Source organism: Pseudogracilibacillus sp. SE30717A (assembly GCF_037071985.1).
GTDB lineage: Bacteria > Bacillota > Bacilli > Bacillales > Amphibacillaceae > Pseudogracilibacillus.
The window spans coordinates 30428-50870 of sequence record NZ_JAXHDF010000011.1 but is presented as its reverse complement, the minus strand read 5'-3'; the positions used below and the strand labels follow the sequence as shown (position 1 = coordinate 50870).

The 20443-nt window shown below is 33.7% G+C and carries 19 protein-coding genes; 9 read left to right on the top strand and 10 right to left on the bottom strand.

Features of this window, described 5'->3' with window-relative positions; genetic code table 11:
* The first annotated feature begins 274 nt into the window (after positions 1–274).
* Positions 275–1159 (top strand): LysR family transcriptional regulator, encoded by an 885-nt coding sequence (locus SPD48_RS16650; RefSeq protein ID WP_336259251.1) that lies wholly within the window; start codon positions 275–277, stop codon positions 1157–1159.
* A 161-nt stretch (positions 1160–1320) separates the two neighbouring features.
* On the opposite strand, the gene SPD48_RS16645 is transcribed toward SPD48_RS16650, so the two are convergent.
* Positions 1321–2646, bottom strand: coding sequence for a Na+/H+ antiporter family protein (locus tag SPD48_RS16645; protein WP_336259250.1), 1326 nt, complete (start codon positions 2644–2646; stop codon positions 1321–1323).
* Positions 2647–3791: 1145 nt separating this feature from the next.
* On the opposite strand from SPD48_RS16645, the gene SPD48_RS16640 reads away from it, so the two are divergent.
* Entirely contained in the window at positions 3792–4946 is a 1155-nt protein-coding gene (locus tag SPD48_RS16640; protein WP_336259249.1) for an MFS transporter, read from the top strand.
* Between the two features lie 461 nt (positions 4947–5407).
* Positions 5408–6397: an asparaginase gene (locus tag SPD48_RS16635; RefSeq protein ID WP_336259248.1), complete on the top strand. Its 990-nt coding sequence runs from the start codon at positions 5408–5410 to the stop codon at positions 6395–6397.
* A gap of 479 nt (positions 6398–6876) precedes the next feature.
* Here SPD48_RS16635 and SPD48_RS16630 read toward each other — a convergent pair whose 3' ends face one another.
* The 3 genes from SPD48_RS16630 to SPD48_RS16620 form a co-directional block, all read right to left on the bottom strand.
* On the bottom strand, positions 6877–8397 hold the full coding sequence (locus tag SPD48_RS16630) for a succinate CoA transferase (protein ID WP_336259247.1): 1521 nt from the start codon (positions 8395–8397) through the stop codon (positions 6877–6879).
* A gap of 148 nt (positions 8398–8545) precedes the next feature.
* Complete coding sequence (locus SPD48_RS16625) at positions 8546–9196, bottom strand: LytTR family DNA-binding domain-containing protein (protein WP_336259246.1); 651 nt, start codon at positions 9194–9196, stop codon at positions 8546–8548.
* Between the two features lie 28 nt (positions 9197–9224).
* A complete protein-coding gene (locus tag SPD48_RS16620) occupies positions 9225–9908 on the bottom strand; it encodes a phosphoribosylaminoimidazolesuccinocarboxamide synthase (protein WP_336259245.1) in 684 nt (227 codons plus the stop codon).
* Between the two features lie 275 nt (positions 9909–10183).
* On the opposite strand from SPD48_RS16620, the gene SPD48_RS16615 reads away from it, so the two are divergent.
* The gene (locus SPD48_RS16615) at positions 10184–10579 is read left to right on the top strand and encodes a hypothetical protein (RefSeq protein WP_336259244.1); all 396 of its coding nucleotides are present in this window, start codon (positions 10184–10186) and stop codon (positions 10577–10579) included.
* A gap of 130 nt (positions 10580–10709) precedes the next feature.
* On the opposite strand, the gene cyoE is transcribed toward SPD48_RS16615, so the two are convergent.
* Entirely contained in the window at positions 10710–11621 is a 912-nt protein-coding gene (gene cyoE / locus SPD48_RS16610) for a heme o synthase (RefSeq protein ID WP_336259243.1), read from the bottom strand.
* Between the two features lie 201 nt (positions 11622–11822).
* Here cyoE and dpsA point away from each other — a divergent pair, with 201 nt between their 5' ends.
* Complete coding sequence (gene dpsA, locus SPD48_RS16605) at positions 11823–12713, top strand: dipicolinate synthase subunit DpsA (protein ID WP_336259242.1); 891 nt, start codon at positions 11823–11825, stop codon at positions 12711–12713.
* 47 nt (positions 12714–12760) lie between these two features.
* On the opposite strand, the gene SPD48_RS16600 is transcribed toward dpsA, so the two are convergent.
* On the bottom strand, positions 12761–13039 hold the full coding sequence (locus tag SPD48_RS16600; protein WP_336259241.1) for a DUF378 domain-containing protein: 279 nt from the start codon (positions 13037–13039) through the stop codon (positions 12761–12763).
* Between the two features lie 223 nt (positions 13040–13262).
* On the opposite strand from SPD48_RS16600, the gene SPD48_RS16595 reads away from it, so the two are divergent.
* The 4 genes from SPD48_RS16595 (at position 13263) to SPD48_RS16580 (ending at position 17616) form a co-directional block, all read left to right on the top strand.
* Positions 13263–13913, top strand: a complete 651-nt coding sequence (locus SPD48_RS16595) for a YczE/YyaS/YitT family protein (protein WP_336259240.1) — start codon at positions 13263–13265, stop codon at positions 13911–13913.
* Positions 13914–14042: 129 nt separating this feature from the next.
* The gene (locus SPD48_RS16590) at positions 14043–14906 is read left to right on the top strand and encodes a DMT family transporter (protein WP_336259239.1); all 864 of its coding nucleotides are present in this window, start codon (positions 14043–14045) and stop codon (positions 14904–14906) included.
* Between the two features lie 113 nt (positions 14907–15019).
* Entirely contained in the window at positions 15020–16999 is a 1980-nt protein-coding gene (locus SPD48_RS16585; protein WP_336259238.1) for a methyl-accepting chemotaxis protein, read from the top strand.
* Positions 17000–17340: 341 nt separating this feature from the next.
* On the top strand, positions 17341–17616 hold the full coding sequence (locus SPD48_RS16580; RefSeq protein ID WP_336259237.1) for a hypothetical protein: 276 nt from the start codon (positions 17341–17343) through the stop codon (positions 17614–17616).
* 779 nt (positions 17617–18395) lie between these two features.
* Here the strand turns inward: SPD48_RS16580 and SPD48_RS16575 are convergent.
* From SPD48_RS16575 to SPD48_RS16560, 4 genes are all read right to left on the bottom strand, one after another.
* The gene (locus SPD48_RS16575; protein WP_336259236.1) at positions 18396–18746 is read right to left on the bottom strand and encodes a DUF2200 domain-containing protein; all 351 of its coding nucleotides are present in this window, start codon (positions 18744–18746) and stop codon (positions 18396–18398) included.
* A 149-nt stretch (positions 18747–18895) separates the two neighbouring features.
* The gene (locus SPD48_RS16570) at positions 18896–19099 is read right to left on the bottom strand and encodes a hypothetical protein (RefSeq protein WP_336259235.1); all 204 of its coding nucleotides are present in this window, start codon (positions 19097–19099) and stop codon (positions 18896–18898) included.
* Between the two features lie 80 nt (positions 19100–19179).
* On the bottom strand, positions 19180–19365 hold the full coding sequence (locus tag SPD48_RS16565) for a PspC domain-containing protein (protein WP_336259234.1): 186 nt from the start codon (positions 19363–19365) through the stop codon (positions 19180–19182).
* A gap of 155 nt (positions 19366–19520) precedes the next feature.
* The gene (locus SPD48_RS16560; protein ID WP_336259233.1) at positions 19521–20435 is read right to left on the bottom strand and encodes a LysR family transcriptional regulator; all 915 of its coding nucleotides are present in this window, start codon (positions 20433–20435) and stop codon (positions 19521–19523) included.
* Positions 20436–20443 lie beyond the last annotated feature (8 nt).

Genomic DNA, 20443 nt, shown 5'->3' with positions numbered 1-20443 from the left:
ACAATTTTCCTATAAATTTATAGTTAAAAATTATAAATTATATTAAAATACTAACCAGAACTCTTGTTATAATTTCCATCTGTGACAGATTACATAATTTACCTTTTATTCACACTCAATCTCTGAAGCGCATTATTTTATCATCCATCGATTTCGCCATGTATGCTAGTAATTTAAAAGTCATGATATAATGGAGTACGTACTACTATTCATTTAATTAATGAGTAATGTTCAATATTTTAATATTTCCTATTTTAAGGATAGGTGATTTCAGATGGATAATAGATTATTATTATATTTCACTACATTAATCGATCAAGGGACTTTTACAAATGCCGCCAAAAAACTACATATTTCACAACCTTCTTTAAGTTCAGCAATCAAAAAATTAGAAGAAAATGTTGGTCTCACCTTAATTGAAAGAAATACGAGAAAAATCTCCTTAACGATTGAAGGTGAAATTTTATATAAAGAAGCAAAAAAATTGCTCAATCATTTTGAGCAAGTTCATAAGGAGATGACACGTTTAAAAAAAGAAGGTCCATTAGAATTAAAAATCGGTTTAATTGAGTCTGTTAAATTTTGGTTGCCAAAAGTAATTGCATCTTATCGCGAGGTAAACCCTGATGTCAATATTAAACTGCGTGAGGTACTTGGTCTAAAACAAGTTGAAATAGCTTTACAAAATTATAAAATTCACCTCGCTATTACAAATCAACTTTTTGAAAATGATGAAATTGATACTGTACCGATCTATAAAGAAAACTTAGTCGCATTACTTCCTAAAGGGCATCATCTAGAGAGTGCTCCAACGATTTCAATCCATGATATAAAAGATGATGAGCTCATTATTTGCCAAGAAGGATTTCAAACACGTCAAGATATTTTAAATGCATTTCGTAAATCTGGCGCGTCTCCGAATATTCATTTTGAAATTGAAAGATTTGAAACTGCATGTTCACTAGTGGAAGAAGGACTTGGTATTACTATCGTTCCAGAAAATTATATTAAATCGAATACCCAATCAGCATTTTCAATGAAAATAATTTCAGATGCAAATTTATCGAGAACAGTTTATATTGCATGCATGAAAAATCGCTATTTACCTCCAGTTATCATCCAGTTTATTGAAGAAACAAAAAAGTTTTTTGAACAGTAGACAAGAGATCCTGGACAGCTTATTACTATACTACTAGGGCCTTCTAGTTACCAACCAATATAGATTACTATTATAATTGAAAACTATAATCACCAAGAATCGCTATAAATGTGCCCAAAAAAATCACCCTTTCTTCAAGTGAGAAAGGGTGATTCTCTTTTTTAAAGTACAAGCGCTGCAATTAAACCAAAGATAAATAATGGTATATTGTAGTGTAAAAATGTCGGAACACATGTATCCCAAATATGATGATGCTTTCCGTCAGCATTCAGTCCTGCAGTTGGCCCTAATGTCGAGTCAGATGCAGGTGATCCTGCGTCCCCTAAGGCTGCTGCTGTCCCTATAAGTGCTGCACTTGCTAATGGAGAAAATCCAGCTGCTATTAAAACAGGAACATATAAAGCTGCTAATATTGGAATCGTTCCAAAAGAGGTACCAATTCCCATCGTAATAAGTAAACCAACGGCTAAGAGGAAGAATGCAACAGCAAATGGCGTGGAACCTGTTAGTGATAATGTTTTCTCAACAAGTTCATCCACTGCACCTGTTTCTTTTAAAACTGTTGCATAACCTGAAGCAATTAACATAACAAAGGCAATCATCCCCATCATTCCAATTCCTTCATGGACCACTTTGTCACCTTGATATAATTTCACAACACGTGTAAGGAACATGACGATGATACCCGCTAAAGCTCCAAGAACAAGTGAATCTGTTATTAGCTGGATACTCAATGCTGCAATAATTGCTATAGCTGTAAAGGTGTGTAACATATTCCATGATGCCTCATTTTTATTCTCGGCGATCGAAGCAGCAATATCAATTTCCGCTGTTTCCACCGCTTCCGCTTTCTTAGCTACTCTATCTTTACGGTACGTAATAAAAATCGCAATCAATAAACCAACAACCATCGCTGTTCCTGGAAATAGCATAGAGGTTGTTACTTGATTTAAGGAAATTTCCATTCCATTTGCAGTCATTTCATCTCGGATAATTCCTTGGAAAATTAATCCGAATCCAACAGGTATCGTAATATAAGGAAACTTTAGTCCAAACGTAAGAGCAGATGCTACTGCTCTTCGATCTAATTTTATTCGATCAAAGAGATTTAATAATGGAGGTATTAAAATCGGAATAAATGCAATATGAACAGGTATAACATTTTGTGATAAACAAGCTATACCAGCGATGGTTAAAGCAAGCCATGTCTTCTTTTCTCCAAATATTTTTAACATGAAATTAACAAGAATCGTTGTAATTCCCGATAAACCTATCATTACAGCAAAAATTCCTAGTAAAATATAGCTAAGTGCTGTTTCCGCTTGACCGGTCATACCAGTAATCATAATATTAGCTGCATCAGCTACACTCATTCCAGACATGAGTCCAGCTGTAAGCGCTGCAATAATTAACGCAAATAAAACATTTATTCTTAGTAAACTTAAAGCAACCATAACAATAACACTAACTAAAACAGCATTAAACATACTTAAAACCCTCCTTCAAAAAATACCGCTAATTAAGCGTTTACATTTTAACATTAAAGACGTTGGTCATTATTTTTATAAACGTAGGTTTTTATTTAAGATTTTAAATGAATTCGTATTTTTATTATTTTATTTAGGTAATGTATCCTCTCCTTACGTCCAACTACTTGACATTATAGGTTTATAAAGTATTCATATCGATGCACAATAATATTTTAAAACCTAGTTTCTATCATGTTCATAATTTCTATTGTCAACGCATTCATATTTCTCATTATATTATCCTACATGAACCGAATATCAGGAGGAATATACACATCAGAGAACTTATAAGCCACTGTCATAGAAATATATGTAATTTAAGTATATTTTAATAGTCTTAAAGTTACAAATACATATTTATTATATATTTATAGCTTTTGTCTATATAACATAAAATTGTATGAAACGCTATATAATAATCTCATATATAAATCAAAATATAGAATTTTATTTGGTCTTTGAGACCATAATCCTAAAGCAAGAAATCTAGTAAGAAAAGCTTTTAATAATGACGGAAAGTTAGCAAGTGCTACAAAATTAGCCGATGCACGTACAAATGAAATGACAAACCAATGGGCACAGGATAACAAAGCACAATTTGATGAAGAGTATGATAAAGCAAATCCTTTATCAGATAATGCGACCAAATCAGATGTACTCGCACATAATAAGTACTAAACTAAAGTTGCAGTTTGTTAAATAGTATCGTTAGTTAATAAAATGCAAAAGAGATGATGTAAATAAATGGTTAAAAAACTCAAATAAGCTGTAATTCGATAATTTCTTTAACTCTTAGTATTCTCTCTAAAGAGAGACATATAAAGTCATTTAATCTACAATACAGTTTTATAAAAAAGTTAGTTGATTATAATTGAGAAATAAGATATAATAAAAAATTATTTAAAAAATTGATGCTAGTAATGAAATGCCTATTATTTTTATACAACGAGGCAATCTTAGAGATGCCTTTTTTATTTTGATAAATTTATATGAGTTTTAGAGAGGGTGAGTCGATTGATTAGAAACATAAGGCAATTGAAAAACGTTTCAGTGTTCCAGACGCTTCTAAGTTAGAAAAAAATTTAGAAGCGAGGAATCTATATATGAACAATCAAAAAATTTTTAATAAATCATTTCTTTTTGTATTTATCAGCAACTTTTTAGTTTTTATTGGGTTTGAAATGTTGCTTCCTATTTTGCCAGCTTATTTGTTAAGTCTTAATGCTTCTTCCATTCAAGTGGGTTTAGTGACTACGTTATTTACTATAGGTGCTGTCTTAATCAGACCTTTGGTAGGATACTATTTAATTGATAACCAACGGAAAAGTCTAGCCATTGGTGCAAGTGCAATTTTAATGATAGTTACATTTATTTATCCTTTTCTCAATATTGTATGGCTATTTCTATTTTTACGATTTTTTCATGGCATTGCGTGGGGCGTATCAACAACAGCGAATAGTACAATAGCGGTCGATTTAATTCCTAAGAAACGGTTAGGAGAAGGAATGGGGTATTTCTCTATTTCAACAACTGTGGGGGCTATCATAGCACCAAGTTTAGGAATCTTTATATATGACTCTTTTTCCTTTGACCTTTTAATTTGGTCATCCGTAATACTCAGCCTATCGGCAGTCATTGCCCTTCAATTCGTCCATTCGCCTACTCCTATAAAGAGAGAGAAGCAACCATTTCGATTTTTTGATATGATTTTTGAAAAAGACGCATGGTTTCCAGCATTACTGGCGGTCATCACAACACTTGGTTTTGGAGCGATTATTACTTTCTTAGTTCTTTTCGGAAAACAAAAGGGTTTAGAGCATATTTTTTTATTCTTCCTTATCAATGCGACGGTTGCCACTTTATTACGTCCGTTTACTGGAAAATGGTATGACAAAAAAGGACCTTGGTCTATCATCATTGTGTCAGCTATGTTAGGATTTTTGTCACTTGTTATGCTGTCTTATGCAACAAATGATTTTCATCTGGTTATATCGGCGATTTTATTTGGATCAGGTTATGGAACTGTTATGCCATGTTTACAGACATGGGCGGTTCAAAAGGTAAGTGAAGAAAAACGTGGCGCAGCTAATGCAACCTTTTATTCAAGTTTTGACGTTGGTGTTGGAGTTAGCGCATTTGTATTAGGTATTATGGCTGAATGGATCAGTTTAGAGATGATCTTTCGAATTGTTAGTCTAAGTTTTATTGTTGTTGCTGTTTTAGTCTATAAGGATTATTTAAATGAAAAGAAAAGATAAATATATAAATCGATCTAAAAACAAATCCACTTCTATGTTAATAAAGGTGGATTTGTTTTCGAAAAAAGTCGATTATGAACTTAGCGTACAGGAAATCAACTTTTTTTAGGTTGAAATTCGCATAGCGTACAAAATTTCCGAAATGTTGTCTATACCCCTACAATAGGAATATAAACAATGCTGTGAGAAAATAGATTTTCAGGAAAGTTGCGTGGATGCATCTAACATACAAGGTAAAAAAATAAAGAGTGTATATTGAACACTCTTTATTTTTTATAAATACAATATGAATTTAATACTCCTAATTTATTTCCTAGACTTGTCTATAATTTAATTACAGAGATTATAAAATATACACCATTACTATTATCTTTTATTAAATTACTCATTATTCTTAGCTTTCTTTTATTTTCTTATCCCTTATACTTCTATATAATAACAATTTATAAGGGGGAGCATATGTGAAAAAAATAAAAGTAATTGAAATGGGCGGTACAATTTCTGGTAATGGAAAAGACAGATTAGATTTAAAAGATTATAAATCCGGCGTATATAATGGAGAGAATTTTCTAGAAGCGATACCTGAAATAAAGCAGTTTGCGGATGTATCATTTGAATCCTTTTTACTTGTCAGCAGCACCACATTAAATGCAGACCATTGGATTAAATTAAGAAAAAAGGTTATGAATTGTTTACTTGAAGAAGGTTTTGATGGGGTTGTCATCACACATGGAACAAATACTCTGGAAGAATCGGCATATTTTCTTCACCTTACCATACCGACTGAGAAGCCGATCGTATTTGTTGGAGCACAGCGTCCTTTTACTTCATTAAGTTCAGATGCTCATTTAAATTTACTCCAAGCTATTCGTGTCGCGGCTAGTGATGAAGCATATAATAATGGGGTTCTCGTTCAACTAAACGATGAAATAAGTGGCGCACGTGAAGTAACAAAAACAAATACATACCGCCTCGAAGCATTTCAATCAGGTCAATTTGGGTACCTAGGTTTTATCGATCCGGATAAAAAAGTCCAGTTTTATCGGAACCCTACAAGAAAACATACATTCAACTCTGAATTTTCATCTTTAGAAATTGATAAGCTTCCAAATGTTGAAATTGTTTATTCCTATGCAGGGGCTACTGGGCATGTGATAGATCATATAACTGAAAGAAAAAAATATCGTGGAATAATAACAGCAGGTACTGGGGCGGGACTTGTTTCACCAAGTGAAATTGAGGCTTTACAACGAGCAACGGAAAATGGATTATTTGTTGTCAGAAGTAGTCGAGTTGGCAATGGACGTGTTGTTCCAATCGATTCATATAAAGACTATAATTTTATTAATGGGGATAATTTACTACCACAAAAAGCAAGAATTCTTCTTATGGTAAGTTTATTAAAATATAACACCATAGAAGATATTCAAACAGTATTTGATCACTATTAAATTAAGTGATCAAATCTTTTAAGAAACTTTGAGTAAAACAGAACAGAAATATTTTATAAATAGTCCTACTTATTTAATGGAAATAATAAAAAAGCTTGGACAAAGTATTTTTATCAAAGAAAAGACGAACATGTTAGATTTTTTAAAGCTTCGGAAATATACTTCGCTTTCACCACAGGCATAAGAGCGACATCTGGGACTGCACAAGGTTCGTCCCATCAAATACACCTGTTCAAGCAACGCTACCACTTGCTTTCACAGTGTCTCCTTTACCACGGGCACGGCCTCAGCTTCTATAGCTTCTCATTCTGAGTCGCTACAGGGATCTTCGGACTCGTGGGACTGCACTTTCGTTCGTCCCATCGAAGATCATTTGCTGTTCCCGTAGGAGTCTACGTATATTTCCTACGCTTACCTAACTTATTGTTCGTCTTTGTAGAAAATTACTTACGTTACCCAGCTTTTCTTTTAACTTCACATTATTTAGATACTTTTTCTCCCATTAACATCGTACCATGCTCTTTTAAGTGCGTATGCCATGAGAATGCTTTGTCAAGCATATGTGGTGTATGACCGCCAACCTTCTCTTTTGCTTCTTCAAGATACGCAAGGAGTTGATCTTTATACTTAGGATGTGCACAGTTTTCAATGATTTTTTGAGCTCTTTGAACTGGTGCAAGTCCTCGAATATCCGCATAACCTTGTTCAGTTACAATAACATCGACATCGTGTTCAGTATGATCCACATGGGATACAAATGGTACGATTGTAGAAATGTCTCCACCTTTTGCTAATGACGACGTAACAAAGATTGTAATTCTTGCGTTACGAGCAAAGTCACCAGATCCACCAATTCCGTTCATGACGCGAGTTCCGCTTACATGAGTAGAGTTTACATTTCCGTAAATATCAACCTCGATAGGTGTGTTAAATGAAATGATACCTAAACGACGAATCATCTCCGGATGGTTAGAAATCTCTTGTGGTCTAAACACAATTTTATCTTTATATTTAGCTAAATCTTCTCCTAAAGATTCAACACGTTTCTTTGAAAGAGAGAATGCTGTTGCAGAAGCAAATTTTACAACCCCAGCATCGATTAGGTCAAAAATCCCATCTTGTAAAACTTCAGAATAGATCTCAAGGTCCTTAAATTGTGAATTTCTCATACCATTAAGAACTGCGTTTGCTACAGATCCAACACCTGATTGAATTGGTGCTAATGATTTAGTTAAACGTCCTGACTCTACTTCTTCTGCGAAAAAGTCTAGTAAATTATCCGCAATTGTCTGTGTTTCCTCGTTTGGTTCAAATAGAGGAGATGGAATATCAGGCTGTTCAGATAAAACAATTCCCTTTACTTTATCTGGATCTACTTTTATACCTACTTCACCGATACGGTCTCCAGCATTATATAACGGAATTTCCTTACGCTCTCCTTGTTCTTCAAGCACATAAATATCATGTAAACCTTCATACTCTTTCGGTGCAGTAATATTCAGTTCTACAATAACATTTTCCGCTTTCTCAGCAAAAATTGGTGAGTTACCAACAGAACCAGTAGGGATAATGAAGCCCTCTTCTGTTATTGCAGCTGCTTCGATGATAGCGTAATCAATTTTTCCTAAAGTTCCTTTTCTAACTTCCTCTGCTGTGTGAGATAAATGCTGGTCAATGTAGAACATTTCGCCATTATTAATCTTACCACGCATCACAGGGTTTCCTTGATAAGGTACACGCAAATTGATAATATCAGCTTCTGCCATAGATTGGTCTGCTGTTGGGCCTAAAGAAGCTCCAGTATATAAATTAACTTTAAAGTTTTCGTTTTTTCCGCGCTCAGATAAAGCAAGAGGAAACTCCTTCGGCTCACCAAATAATGTGAATCCACTCATACCTAAGTTCATTCCATCTTTAATCCAAGAAGCAGCTTCTTCAGCTGTTACGACTTTGTCTAAAAATGCTTTATTTCGAATAAATTGACTTAAATCTATTCCCATAAAAATCACCTCTTATATGTTTTACATTTTGTTATCTATTTTATCAATTATATATGAAATATTCATGTCCTTATGTATGAAAGGGCTTTATTTTCTACTGAACTACAATTTTTCGTACATAAAAGACATTCGAATATTTTATATTTTTTTAAAAACCTAGAATCTTTCGCATTTGTTTCGCATAACTTTGGCTTACTGGCACTCTTGAATCATTGGACATAATTAAAATAAATGTAGAATGGGAGTCCGGGTGTATTTCTTTTATTTGATTCAAATTAATTATATATGATCGATGACAGCGAATAAACATATTTTTGGGTAATATGATTTCCAATTCTGTCAGATTGTATCTGTGAGTACCTTTTTGGAGTTTTGATGTAACGTACGTCTTACGATTTTGTGCTTCCATAAAAATAATTTCATTAAAATTAATAGGTATCCATCTATCTGAAGTTTTTAATGTTAAATAAGGAATAGTCAGGACTTCAGGCTCTTGTGGAAAAATGGCAGTCATTGCACCTACAATTTTTTTATCATGAATAATCGGGTGTGCAATAGCATAATAACCTACCCCATAGTTTGTATTCCCTTTATATTCTTTCACCCTTCTTTTTTCATGAATTGCTTTATACGTTACCGTTTTAGGATGCACCGGGTCACCTGGCTTTATTTTCAGATCAATATCTAAACTGGGTTGGTAGTAAATAAACTGGTTTAAATCAGCAATTGCTATCGAACTCGAATTCGGAAAGAGTTGATAAAAACTCCGAAAAATTTGGTGAACAGTTGATTTATCCAATTTTTCACTCCCTTTCCCAGTTTAAAAATTAGTTGAACAATAATTTCTCCAATTCAAGCGGAGCAATATAATTTTCCTCTGCATCATAGACTCTCATATTGCCACCTGAGATTTCATCGATCAACATAATATGGCCAGTTTGATCACGTCCAAATTCTAATTTAATATCATATAAATATAATTGCTTCTGTTCTAACTCTGTTTTAATAATTTTTGAAATTTGTTTCGTTAATTTTTCAAGTTGATCATACTCTTCTTCGTTTAGGATCTTTAAAGCTACTAGTGCTTCTTTTGAGATAGGTGGATCTCCTCTTTCATCATCTTTAATGGTTACTTCAACAAAACCATCGAGAGATTGCCCTTCTTTACAGTATGCTCCGTAACGTCGATAAAAGCTGCCGACTGCACGATAACGGCAAATTACTTCTAGTCCATTACCGAACATTTGAGCATCTTTTACAGTCATGGATACTTTCTCTAAATCGGATTCTATATAATGGGTAGGAATCTCTTTTTCTTGTAGCTTTTTAAAGAAGTAAGTAGTCATTTTCAACCCGGATTTACCTGCTCCTTCAACAGTTAAACCAACTGTGTTTGCACCCGGATCAAAAACACCGTCTTCTCCTGTCACGTCATCTTTAAAAATCAATTTTACATTTCCATTATCTAAGCGGTAGACATCTTTCGTTTTACCAGTATAGACTAAGTTCATTTAGACGGTTCCTCTCTAATACATTAGTTACTAATAGTATAGATTAGTTAGTAAAAAATAAAAAGCAAAAAAACATTCCCTTAACTTAAGATACCTTTATTGAAGCTAAATATCCTTATTTATTTACCTAATTGAAAACTCTCTAAATTACGTGGTGAAGATTGAAATCTTATTACACTACATTAACTAGAATGATTAGTTAAATATTGTGTTTAGATATTAATTGCTATAAACTACTATTAGAATATTTAAAAAACTTTAAAAGGGGGACGTAAATGTTTAAAAAATATATTTGTGTAGGAGTTTTACTTGGAGCTACTGTCTTAGCAGGATGTAGTGCAAATAAAGAAATGAAAGAGCAAGTAACGAAAGATGTGAACAATGGAGAAAAAGAAGAAGTTTCGACTTTAAGTAATAGCGAGAACTTAGATGTTGTATTAGTAGCACCATTAAAATTGACTCAAGAACAAAAAGAAGATTATCACAATCAATATGTTGATATAGTTAATGAGATAAATGATGGGGACAGTATAAATCATCTAGAAGTTCTACCTCTTGACGAGTTTAAACAAGAAGATTGGATTGAACCAGAGGAATTTAGAAAACTAGCAGTCGATAGAGCGAGTTGGGAGTTTACTTCTGAAGTTTTTGGCGGTGACCCTGTTGATTGAGCATAGAAGATTAGAGTCGATCAAGTTAAAGAAAGCAATAAAAGGACTACATATATTAGGAGTGTCTAATGTATGTAGTCCTTTTACGAACCTCTCTAACCTATCTTTTATAGATTCTCTAATCGTTTGCTTAATTAAAAATTGGTAATGTAATAAGTATCATCATACCAAAAACGATCGTTAAATATGTTAATGAAAAATAAAACATATTATTTGCGTATTTCTTATTTTCTTGAGTGAATAAGCCTCGAATCGCAAGGATTAACCAAGTAATATTTAATATCGAAGTAATAATTACAAAAGGCAATCCTACGGAAGTTAAGAATAGTGGTAAGGGTAATAAGCATGCAATATAAACTGCTGATTGTCTTTTCGTAATTTCAAACCCATATACTACTGGTAGCATTGGAACCTTTGCCGCTTTATATTCATCATGTCTTCTCATTGCGATCGCAAACGTATGTGGAATTTGCCAGATGAATAAAATAATAAATAAAATAATCGGTACAATATGATAGGCAGATGTAACAGTTGCCCATCCAATTAATGGCGTAAAGGCTCCTGACACACTACCGATAACTGTATTTAAAGTGTATTTTCTCTTTGACCAAAATGTATATAAGACAACATACGTAAACCAACCTAAAAATCCGTATGTCATTGCTTCAACAGATGCAAAATACAAAATAACTATGCCTAAAATGGAACTTGTAATTCCCATAACGAGCACAGCCTTTAATGAGAAATTACCTGTCACTGTTGGCCGCTGTTGGGTTCTCTTCATTTCCCTGTCTAAATCGACTTCATACCAGTTATTTAAAATGAGAGCGCCGGCCATTACTAGCGTACCGCCAACTGTCATGTACAAAAACTTGTCCCAAACGTCTAAGAATGAAGTATTTGTAAAATATAACGCCAACCAAAATCCACTTAATATAGGCAAAATATTTGCTATTAAAACAATCCCCTTTACTAGCGATTTCAAGTCAGCTAAAAAGCTTCTAATATTGTGTTTTTCCATATCGTATTCTGTAGAAATCAATGAATTGCACCTCTTTAACCATTATTGGCTATGATCTAAACTTATTATAGCACGTGCTTCAATGACATTCTATTTAAAAATATTACATAATTAGTACATTCGATCCCATTTGCTTCTAATATGAAAGGGGCCATAATAGGATAGTAAATAGTAGATCTTGAATTTCGTTTTTTGATAATAGAAAACGTTAAGAGGAGTGAAATGATGAAGTTAAAAGGAAAACAACTTGCTGTAATTGGCGGAGATAAAAGATATATCCAAGTTATTAACCATTTAGCAGAACAACATGCAATGATTTATATTGAAGGATTTTCTACTATTGATTTCCCACAAGAGAATATTCAACATACATCATTAGATGAAATACCTTTCGAAACACTGGATGGAATTATTCTACCTGTTTTAGGAATGGATAATAACGAGCAGATTCAATTAAATTATCCGGCAGGAAAAGCACAGTTTTCAGACGAATTAATTCGTAAAACACCTGGTGATTGCGTCATTTATACAGGTACAGCTAGCGAGCGATTAAAAGCAATTGCTAAAGAAAATGACAGAGAATTAATTATTTTATTCGCACGGGATGATATCGCGATCGCAAATTCTATTCCTACCGCAGAAGCAACTTTACAAATTGCGATGGAAAAAATTGATTACACAATCCATAATTCAAATGTGTTAGTTACCGGCTTTGGACGTGTTGGAATAACAGTCGCTCGTCTTTTCGCTAATACTGGAGCTGAAGTTACTGTCGCTGCTCGGAATCATGCTGATTTTGCAAGAATAAAAGAAATGCGGTTAACGCCTGTTTCAATTAGCCAGTTAACTGAAACAATTCCTCATATCGATATATGTATAAATACCGTCCCACACCTAATCATAACGAAAAAAGTAATTCACGCTATGAATGAAAATAGCCTGATTATCGATCTTGCTTCACATCCGGGAGGAACAGACTTTTCAGCGGCAGATGGTCGGGGGATTCAAGCAATTCATGCACTTGGTTTACCGGGAAAAGCCGCTCCCAAAACTGCCGGTGATATCATTGCCCATACAATAACCCAATTAATTATAGAAAAGAATTACATTTAAAATAAAAAGCTTGCAGAGTTCGATTCTCTGCAAGCTTTTATTAACTTTTATAAATCACGGTCAATATCAGAATCCTCTCCAAACTCTGTACCAAAAGAAGGATCTCGTCGGACCGCTCCTCCATCCCGGTCATCTGCCTTCGTAAACAGTAAACCAATAGTAATGAGCCCACTTATCCCTACTAAAGAATAGATAATCCTGGACAATCCACTATCTTGTCCACCAAAAATAGCAGCTACTAAATCAAATTGAAATAAACCAATTAGTCCCCAATTTATAGCTCCAATAATTACTAGTGTCCAAGCAATACCTCTTAATGTTTGCATGCTCACACCTCCCTATTGTAACTTCAATTGCTATAATGATTAGTATCGTTTTTACGAACTGAAATTATGCATAATTTATATGAAAATGCTCGATTTTGTAATCACAAAAGAGAAAAACAACCTTATTCACTTAGAATTTTCAGTAATTTGAGACAAAACGATAGTTGCCCTTTGAAATATTTGCTATAGTTAAGAAAGAAAAAGAGTAAGGAGGATGCTTAAGTTGAGATTACTGAGAATAGGTGCACATTATTATGTAATCGGTCTTTTAACACTTACATTAGGAATTGCATTAGCAATTATATCTATGCTCGGTACATCTGCTTTTGATGCTCTCCTTGTCGGATTATTCCGTACGTTTGGATTAACAATTGGAAGTTGGGAGATCGTTGTCGGAGTAGCCATGGTTATTGGTAATTCTTTAGCTGAACGTAAAAGACCAGAATATTTTGCTCTTATTACTTCATTAATTACTGGAGTTGGCATTGATAGCTGGCTTTTTATTTTACGCTTTTTTGTTATTCCTGAGGTATGGATTAGTCAATGGATCTGTTTAGTTCTTTCCATTATTTTTTCCGGGATCGGGATTGCAATCTATTTACAATCGGACGTCGCTCCTAATCCAATGGACCGCTCCATGTTGATCGTAGCTAAATTTACTGGTTGGAATATGACCTATTCCAGATTAGCAATAAACATTCTGCTTGTTATTGTCGCATTCTTATTCAAGGGAGCAATCGGAATAGGAACTCTTGTCAATGCGATTTTTGTGGGCATGGTCATTAACTTTGTGCTTCCCCACATCAATGAACTTCGAGAGGTAGAGCTTGAAAAATTTACACAAACTGAAACGAAACTTGCAGGAGGAGAATAAATGAAAATCCTCTTGTATATGGTGTGAATTTTCGTCTTATTTTATAATAGTAATTGCTTTAAATGAAAACGAGACTATAAAGGAATGATAAGAACCTTTGCTATCAATGAGAATGTAAAAGGAGTCTTTATGAATAAATATGTGTACGGATTATTAGTCATCATTACAACTTCATTAATGGGATCGGCCTTCGCAATTGGAAAAATTGGTTTAATCTACTCGTCCCCAATTCTTCTCGTTGCTTTTCGCTTTACTCTTGCCGGTATTTTAATGGCAATATACGTATATTTTTGGAAAAGACCTCATCCAAAATCATGGAAAGAGTGGGGAGAAATCTTTACAATCGGTCTCTTTCAAACTGCTGGGGTAATGGCATGTATTTTCGTCAGTTTAAAAACAATTACGGCAGGAGAATCATCCATTTTAACCTTTATTAATCCCTTATTAGTCATTATTTTCGGTACCGTTTTTTTACATTTATCTTATCGTAGACTTCAATGGTTCGGTGTTATTCTAGGTTTTCTTGGGGTTTTCATTACATTTGGTGCCCATGTATCAATAAAAATTGGTACAATATTAGGTTTTGTGTCTGCTGTTTCTTGGGCAATCGGAACATTACTTATTAAAACATGGGGACAAAAACATGACGTTTGGGTCTTAACAGCCTACCAGATGCTCTTTGGAGGTCTCATTCTCTTATTCAGCAGTTTTATTCTGGAAAAACCATTTTTTGAAGTTACCGTTCCTTCCATTCTTATTCTCCTTTGGTTGGCAATCATGGCTTCGATTGTCCAATTTGCAGTTTGGTTTTATTTATTACATATTGGAGATCCCGGTAAAACGAGCGCCTTTTTATTTTTAGCACCTTTTTTCGGTGTACTCTCAGGTTGGTTATTACTTGACGAACCAATCCATTGGTATGTGATGGTCGGTGGAATTTTCATTTTTAGTGGGATTTTTCTAGCAAATTGGACACCTAAAGCTAAAATATAAACATTGGCAAATGCCAATGTTTTTTTAATTTCCACTCAACTAGTTCTTTTGTGCTATAATGTAAAAAATTGAGTATTTTTTACTATTTTGGAAAAGTGAGGGTAGGATAACTTATGAAAAACTATTTTTCACGAGTCTTTCACAGTGTACAAACAAGGATTACTGTTTTATTATTGGCTATCTCTATTATTCCATTACTTGCTTCCTCTGTCCTAATTGTTTCTCAAACATCCAAAACAACGGAAGAACAAGTAAAACAAACACAAACTAACGCCGCTCAATTAAATGCCAATTTTATCGAAAATTGGTTACAACAAAAAATAAATTCTACAATGAATTTAATCGATAGCTATCCTCAATTGCTCTCTGGCCAAGCAAAAGAAATCATACCTATCTTACAAGTCGTAAATTATGCCGATGAAGACGTAATGTGGTATTCGTATGTCGATGCAGATGGAAATTCCATCGACACATTAGGCAGAGAAACAAATATTTCCACACAAGATCATTTTCATTTTACAAAAAATACAAAAGAAGTATATGTTTCCGATATTCTCGAAGATATTAAAACGAAAGAAAATATTCTCATCATAGATGTTCCACTTTTAAATCAAAAGGATGAGTTTATCGGAATTATTCAAACGATCATTGATCCAACAGTCATCGTGAATTTAATAAACACCATTGAATTTGGGGAATCAGGATATGGTTATTTAACGACAAAGAACGGAACAATCTTAGCTCACCCTGATAAAGCGCTTATTGGAACTCAAATTTCTGACTCTCTCCAATCGCTCGACGAGTTTGAACGAAACCTATTAGAGAAGGAAAAAGGATATTTTTCTTTTCATGATCAAATGCTGGCATTTAATAAGATTGAAACAAGTGGTTGGCATATTATTGTTACTGCTTCCGAAAAGGAAATTTTCGCGCCTGTCCAACATACGAAAGCTATTACAGCCATTATTTTGATGGTTGCAATTATTATTGTTGGAGCAATCGCTTACCTCTTTACAAAATATTTAATCAAACAAATGAGAGACATAATGATTGTAATGGAAGAAGCATCAATAGGAGATCTGACTAAAAGACTTTCTATCCGCGGAAAACATGAAATCGCCCAGTTAAAAGAAAACATTAACCAAATGTTGGAATCATATACGAAAATTACGAAAAAGATCGCTCATGCAGCTGAACAAGTTGTACAGGCCTCTACAGAACTGAAATTGGTTTCAACAACCTCCAATGAACTTGCTGAAAAGATCACGGCCTCTACTGAAATTATTGTTACTGGGGCAAATAATCAACTCGAAACAACTCGACAGTCCTTCTTATCTACGGAAGAAATGGCAGCAGGCGTGCAACGAATAGCTGACACTACCTCTCAAGTATCTGTCTATGCTGCCAAAGTATCTCAAGATGTTATGCAAGGCAGTGCTGAAGTTACAGAAGCGATCGATCAAATTAATCAAGTCAATTATTCTGTACAAGGATCGGTTTCCGTCATGAATGAATTAAAAAAGAAAACAGAAGTAATTCATCATATTGTAGATGTTATCTCTCATGTTGCCGGTGAAACAAATCTATTAGCGCTAAATGCAGCAATAGAGGCAGCAAGAGCTGGAGAGCATGGTAGAGGATTTGCAGTCGTAGCAGACGAAGTTAAAAAAGTAGCTGATCAAACGAGTGAAGCTACAGAAGATATCGCAAACATTTTAAATGAAATCGTTGAATCAACTGAGCATTCTACAAGCGCGATGGAAAATAGTTTGACTGAAGTACATAGCGGAGTTGTTCAAGTACAAAAAGTAGATACATTATTCCAGTCCATATTAACATCGTTTAATCAAGTCACAAGTGAAATCCAAGAGATATCTGCTGTCTCGGAAGAACTTGCGGCTGGAACAGAAGAAGTTGCTGCCAGTTCAGAAGATATTGTGAGAACAAATGAACAATCTTTAAATGAATTAAATGAAATTTCTGCACATATAGCTGACCAAGTTCAATCAATGGAAAATATCATGAACTCTTCCCTATCATTAAATGATATGGCAACGGAATTAAAACAATTGATCGGAGAATTTAAAATATAAGCCTGTATTATCTAAAAAAATTCGATTCAGAATTCATCTATCGAAAATTATTCACTTTCCCTTAAAATATAAACTTGTTTTCTACAGTAATTAACTTAGTTTACTCGCTCACCTTAATTATTGTGACTAACCAAAAAAATAGGGGGATGATAATCATCCCCTTAACAAAAAGCCATGTGCCCTTCCAAATTCTAGTTCACTTCATCTGTTCCCTTTATTTCACTCGTAAATTATTAACTATATGTTACTACATTTTTAACATTATTTGTATATTTAACTTTTTGAAACATTTGAATAATGATAAAATATAGATAAATATTAATTATTTAGGAGGGTTAAGTATGAAAACCAAACCTCTTGTCTTATCCGTTGTATTAAATCTTTTCTTAGGATACTTATGGATATTGTTCATTAATCATGTTGTTACTATTGTAAATACAATAAATAACACTATTATTGTTGGAGGAATTTTTATAGTAATAGGAACAGCTTTGTTTGCCATAATTGTAAAAGGCATCAATGATCAATATGAGTTTACACGTCCGTTTAAATTAGCAGGAATTATATCTTTTGCCTTCGTAGTGATTATTCATGTATTCATAGTTAATTTAGTTTAGGAAAAGCATATCTCCGAAACATTTTTCAAGTTTAAAATTTAATAGAACAATTGGTGATTACGAGCGATTATAATTTAATCTGTAGAAAGTAGCTTCTGATTTGAGCATTAGCCGATCAAAGAGATCTAATCAAATCAGAAAACATTACCAAAATAATTATAGTGCCCAATTAAAGTGGTTGAAGATCAACAAAATCATGAAAACGGCATCTTTTTGCCGAGATGTTTTAGTAATGACTTTTATGCCAAAAGAAAGCGAATCAATCCCAATATGGCAAAGCAAAATAGAGACGTGCCAGATCCTATGCCGGTGATTGCACTGTTAGCAACACCCATTTTTTTTTGATAGCCATGGTGATAATACCGCAATTGCTATCATAAGTATCGCTAACAAATACAAACTAGGGTCTTTAAAGATGTTTTCTAGCCAGAAAAAGTGAGCACCTACGATAAAAGCAATCCACGGAATAGTCCCTTATATATTCCGTCTCCATAATCAATCCTCTTCCATTTTAATTTTTTAAAACAATCTGGTCCCTTATATGCGACATTGGCGTTAACAAATACTTGATTTCCCCCTCCGACTTTCTGTGTAATTCGGACTGATGCTTTCTAGATCGGAAAAACATATGAATAACATACGTATACTGACAAATAGACCATGTCTAATTAGAAATTAAAAAGGGATAGTATTTTGCTAACTCGATTAATTGAAATGCTATATTTTAAAACCATACTTGATAGCGTCTCTCTCCAAACAGTGTTACTTCATTCAAATTATTATTTCCGCAATATTTTTTCCATCGTTTTCCCCTTCGCTAACTCATCGATCAACTTATCCAAATAGCGAATTTCCTGCATCGTTGGTTCTTCAATATCTTCCACTCGAACTCCGCAGATAACACCTTTAATCAACGCTCGTGAAGGATTCATACCGGGGGCTTCTGCAAAGAAGGTTTCAAAATCTGTCTGTTTTTCTAATTGTACTTCTAATTCTTTTTGGCTATATCCTGTCAGCCAACGGATGATTTCATCAACTTCTGATTTTGTACGCCCTTTTTTCTCTGCTTTTGTAATATAATGGGGATAAACTTTTGCAACACTCATTGTATAAATTTTATGTTTCTTCATGATGCATCCTCCTTTAATTTTTCCCTTAATGGAAAATGAATGATTCTTTTCCATAGAGATAAACCATCCTTTTTTAAGTTGCTCATTCTCATGTTCAATCTGAAATAATAAGTCTACTTTTTGGTTTACAGTGAGCAATTGTATCAGATTTAACTTTCCCTGGCTTTTGATATAAAGTAATTTAATGGTCCAACAAATATTAATCCTGCAGCAGCGATGCCTAAGAAAACAGCCGAATAAGAGAACCAATCAATGTCGCGACCTAAAAAATAATCTGTAATAATACGAAGGACAGTAATAATGCTCGGACATCCTAGAGTCCAAAATAACATTATTTTTAAACCTTTAGACAAATCCTCACTTCCTTTTTGTGAATTACTTCTTCAATAAAATGGTACGATAAATAATTTCATTGGGCTAATTCCAAAATACATCATAATCTCGAATTATGACCCTCCAATGACCATGCTAAAATAACATAAATCCAAAAAGAAACTGGAACAGTAAATAAAAAGATGGTTCTTACTATAGGAGGAGATATATCAAAAAGTTCTCCTATACCACCACAGACACCTGTTAATACTATATCTGTCGTTGATTTTCTAAGTTTATTTTGCATTATAACCCCTCTCTTTCGTATATTCTCCTTCTCAATCGCGACCATTTGGATACTAAATATATTGAACTTTTTACTCTTAACTCAATTAGATTCTTTTTAAATTAATTAATAAAATTAGTATCATTTTTTTCAACAATATAGCATAAGTAGAAAGCTCAATAAGCAGCCTCCTCACATGACCAATCTTTTGCATGTTTCACGATAATCTCTATAAAACTTGATAGAGCGGGAGAAATCCATTTATTTTTGTGATAAACAACTTGAGAGTAAATCGGTTTTAAATCGGCTTCGTAAGGTATTATTTTAAATTTTCCTTCCATGATTTCATCCTGTACAGTCATCAAAGGTAAATAAGCAATGCCAAGCCCACTCATTACTGATCGCTTTATCGCTTCAATACTCCAAAGTTCCATGACGTTAGATGGTACGATATCTTTATCGCGCAGGGACTTTTCAAGTAACCTCCAATAACTGCCTTCTTTTTCGTTAGTAATGAAACATTCATTAAGCTGATTATCTCCGTAATTTTTATCTAATTTATTTAATGAACAGTCTGGATTTCCAACTAGGACGATCGGTTCGTTCATTAATTGATGAACGACTAAATCCGAATCCTTAAATTGCGGCAACATAACAAAAGCAATGTCTGCATTACCTTCAAGTATTGCCTTCTTGTTATCTCGGCAAGTGGCATTAGTTAAACGAATGCGCACATAAGGATATTTTTTTCGATATTCTCTCAATATTGGTTCTAAGCGGTATATTGTTAAAGATTCAGGAGCTGCAACCTTTAACTCCCCTCTCATCCCATCTCCATCATGATTAGTAATATTTTCTATTTTATTATATGTAGCTAAAATTTCTTTTGTATAAGGCAACAACTTCTTACCAATATCCGTCAGTTTTATCTTTCGCCCCATCCGATCAAACAACGGAGCACCCAACTGCTCTTCAAGCATTTGAATATGAGAAGTCACCGTAGATTGAGTGTATCCCAAATGTTCTGCCGCTTGTGTGAAACTTCCTACTTCAATAATTTTATTAAACGTAATAAAATGGCGTATTTCCATCATTTCAT